Source organism: Streptomyces adustus (assembly GCF_009377175.1).
Classification (GTDB): Bacteria; Actinomycetota; Actinomycetes; order Streptomycetales; family Streptomycetaceae; genus Streptomyces; species Streptomyces adustus.
This window is the reverse complement of sequence record NZ_VJZD01000453.1, coordinates 1-3,537: the sequence shown is the minus strand read 5'-3', so window position 1 is coordinate 3,537 and position 3,537 is coordinate 1. Positions and strand designations below refer to the sequence as shown.

3 protein-coding genes and 2 pseudogenes are annotated in these 3,537 nt (G+C 69.9%); 2 read left to right on the top strand and 3 right to left on the bottom strand.

Annotated features, from left to right (window positions below; translation table 11 throughout):
- Positions 1-296, bottom strand: a pseudogene (locus tag FNH09_RS45405) (alpha/beta hydrolase); the annotation flags it as partial.
- Between the two features lie 69 nt (positions 297-365).
- Between FNH09_RS45405 and FNH09_RS45400 the strand changes: the two are divergent.
- Both FNH09_RS45400 and FNH09_RS45395 read left to right on the top strand, forming a co-directional pair.
- The gene (locus tag FNH09_RS45400; protein WP_162470084.1) at positions 366-983 is read left to right on the top strand and encodes a WHG domain-containing protein; all 618 of its coding nucleotides are present in this window, start codon (positions 366-368) and stop codon (positions 981-983) included.
- A 240-nt stretch (positions 984-1,223) separates the two neighbouring features.
- Positions 1,224-2,066, top strand: coding sequence for a phosphotransferase family protein (locus tag FNH09_RS45395; protein ID WP_152895716.1), 843 nt, complete (start codon positions 1,224-1,226; stop codon positions 2,064-2,066).
- A gap of 260 nt (positions 2,067-2,326) precedes the next feature.
- On the opposite strand, the gene FNH09_RS45390 is transcribed toward FNH09_RS45395, so the two are convergent.
- The gene (locus tag FNH09_RS45390; protein WP_152895715.1) at positions 2,327-2,998 is read right to left on the bottom strand and encodes an enoyl-CoA hydratase-related protein; all 672 of its coding nucleotides are present in this window, start codon (positions 2,996-2,998) and stop codon (positions 2,327-2,329) included.
- 433 nt (positions 2,999-3,431) lie between these two features.
- Positions 3,432-3,537, bottom strand: a pseudogene (locus FNH09_RS45385) (transcriptional regulator); the annotation flags it as partial.

The following is a 3,537-nucleotide window of genomic DNA, read 5'->3' as shown; positions in this document are numbered from 1 at the left end:
GGCGGGTACCGCCGGGTCGTCGGCACGGTCGGGATGCAGACCGTCGCTGTCAACGCCGCCGCGACGACCACCGGCAGGAATGGCACGAGCCTCTCCGGCCAGGTGCGTCGCCGGCCCCGCCACAGGGCGAGGACGGTCCCGGCCCCGAGGGTCGTCAGCCATGCGGCGAGCCCCGAGCCTGCCCCGTCGGTGAGGGCGATCAGTGCGAGAAATGCGACGACCAGCGTCGCGACGGCGGCCAGGGCCGGCAGTAAGCGTCCGGTGAAGCGGACGAGGCGTATGGCGGACGTGGGCACGGCGGACCTCCGACAGTTTCGGAACGGTGTTTCAAAACGACGTTATCAGAGGGAGGTAGGCTGCTGGGCGTGGGTAGGCCGAGAACGAACGACGAGGTCGTCAAAGAGCGGCTGGTGGAGTGCGCGACGGAGATGCTCGCCACCGGTCCGCGAGAGTCGGTCACGGTCCGCGCCGTGGCCGCTGCCGCCGGGGCGTCGACGACGGCGGTGTACTCCTTGTTCGGCGGCAAGGACGGGCTGGTCGGTGCGGTGCGGGACAGAGCCGTCGCCGGCCTGTTCCAGGACCTCTCGGCGGTGCAGCCCTCCGCGGACCCTCTCGCCGACCTCTACGCGCTGGCCGTCGCCTACCGTCGTTGGGGGCGCGGACACAGCCACCTGTACACGGTGCTGTTCGGTGGTGTGCAGTCCTTCGATCCGTCGGGGGAGGCCGGGGCCAGCGACCCGGTCCGTCCGCTCCTCGCGGCGATCGATCGCGCCTTGACGGCGTCCGTCCTCGCCGGCGACGCGACGTCGATCGCGTTGTCGATCTGGGCCGCCCTGCACGGGCTCGTGACTCTCGAACTGGCCGGGGCCCTCGACGCCGCCACGGCCGAGGCCGCGTTCCGCTCGTCGATCCACGCCACGCTGCGCGGATGGACGACCCCGGAGGTGTTCCGCAGTCTTCGCCGAGCCGAACTCGCTCGGTGACAGGTCCGTCTTGATCTGCCGCCGGCCGCCAGGCTCGTCGGCAAGCCGCGACCGCTGCCGGGAAGGCGCCGTTATCGGCGGTGCGGTCGATCCGCCACAAAATCAGGACCCGTGCGGGTCTTTCCTTGCGATGCTTGTGGCGGGGTCTGGGTCCGGGGGCCGAACGGTGTACGCGACGACATCGGGGCGCCGCTGTTCTTCCCTGATGTGTACCCGCACCCGACGACGGGGGAGAACGGCATGGAGCCAGGGGAACTTTGCCGCGCGGTTGAGGCAGGGCGGGCGGCCGCTTCGAAGCTGGGCCTCCAGGTCGACGACGCGGTCGTCGTCCACAACTCGGATCGCGTCGCGCTGCGCCTGGTGCCCTGCGGTGTACTGGCTCGGGTCGCACCCATGGGGCATCTGACTGATTCCGAGTTCGAAGTAGAGGTTGCCCGCCGTCTCGTCGACGTTGACGCTCCGGTGGCTGAGCTTGAGCCTCGGGTCGACCCCCGGGTCCATGTGCGTGATCCCTTCGCGATCTCGCTCTGGACCTACTACGAGCCTGTGGAATCAGTGATCGCTCCGGCCGACTACGCAGACGCGCTGCTGCTGCTCCATGCAGCCCTGCGCCGGATCGACCTCGATGCACCGCACTTCACGGACCGAGTCGCTGGGGCACTGGGAGTCGTGAACGACCGGGAACGGTCCCCCGAGCTGTCCGATGCCGACCGGGAACTCCTGGGCGAGACACTCGATGGACTGAGCGCCGCGATCGGCGCCGAGAGGGCCGGCGACCAGCTGCTGCACGGCGAGCCGCATCCCGGCAACCTCCTCAACACGAGGAGGGGGCCACTCTTCGTAGACCTCGCCACGTGCTGTCGTGGGCCGATCGAGTTCGACCTGGCCCATGCCCCCGAAGAGGTGGCACAGCACTATGCGGGGGCCGACCAGGACCTGATTCACCGGTGCCGCGCCCTGAACTGGGCCATGTTCTCGGCGTGGCGCTGGCGCCGAGACGACCAGATGCCTGGTCGGGAGCATTGGAGAGTGGAGGGGCTCGATCAGGTTCGTGCCGCCCTCGAACGCTGCGGACCTGGGTGAGCCGGAGACGGAGGGCTGCTGGGGCCCGATCCGCCGTGCCGATGCGGCATTCCGGCATCGCTCGGCGCCCTCATTCACCGACTCGTCCCCGGCCACACAAGCAACCGGTTCCGTGTTGTCCGCCATGCCTCGTCTGATCCGCCAGGCCCAGGAGCCCGAGGTCGAGGCCCGGCCCAAGAGCCCGAGGTCGAGCCCCGGCCAGACTGTCCCCCCTCACGGACTTGCACGCTCTTTCGGGCGCGCTCCATGGCTCCATGGCGTCAGCCCAGGGGGTCGGTCGTGTCGCGGAGCGTGGTGAGGACAGAGGCGTACATGCGTGTCTTCATGGTTCCGAGGCTGTCGCCGGCCTTGCTCGCGTGGGCCTGGGCGAGTTCGAGGGCGGCGGTGCGCAGGGCGCCCTCGTCCAGGGCCTGATCGACGATTCCGGCGGCGGCGGCTTCCTGGCCGCCGTAACGGCGGGCGGAGACCATGGCGTGCTGGGCCGACTGCGGGTTCAGTCGGGACTGGATGAGGGCGGACATGCCGCGAGTGAAGGGGATGTCGATGTCTGCCTCGGGCAGGCACCAGAAGCCCCGGTCGGCGCGCATGAGGCGGAAGTCGTGGGCCAGGGAGAACATCGCTCCGGCGGCGAACGTGTGTCCCTGCAACGCGGCCACGGTTATCAGCGGGAGGGACAGGAGCCTTGCGAACAGACCGTGGACGGAGCTGACGTAGTCCGGGCGCTCGTCGCCGTGCGCGGCGAGCCATTCGAGATCGAGACCGTTGGAGTAGAACTTTCCGCTCGCGGCGGTCACCAGGGCGCGGGGGCCTTCGGACTTCTCCACCTCGTCGATGGCTGCGTCGACCGAGGCGATCCAGTCGGGGTGGAAACGGTTCTCCCCGTCGCCGAGGTCGAGAACGAAGACGGCGTCGTGGCGGTCGAGCGTGGGCATGAAGGCTCCTTGGAGACGTATCGGTGGGGCAGGGCACATGGGTGGGGTGGAGCCGGGGCCTGCTGGGCCGCAGACCAGGGCCGCGGGCTGTCACCTTCCGGCGAGGCGGGCCGGTCGGCGCTCGACGAACGCGGTGATGCCTCTGACGCTCGTCTCTCCGCCGCCGGAGCCGAGCTCATCCGGCGAGTGCTCGCCGGGTCCGGTGGCGCAGGGTGGCCGTGGCCAGCAGGCCCAGCGCCGAGGTCGCACCGGCAAGGAGGAGGCCGGTGAGGACCGGCCCCCCGGGAGGTGCGGACGCATGGATCCAGCGGATCGTGAAGTTGGTGGATGCCGCCACCGGGAAGCTGAAGATCCACAGGCCCGGATGGAACGCCGGCTGGCGCAGTTCGGGGAGGAGGAAGGCGACGAGGAGGACGGTGAAAAGCAGGATCCCGGCGAAGTCCATCTCGCCCAGCCGGTCCGCGATCCGGCTTGGCAGAACCTGTCGCAGTTTCAGCAGAGCGGACAGCGCGGCCTGGTCGCCGCCGAGAACGCCGCTG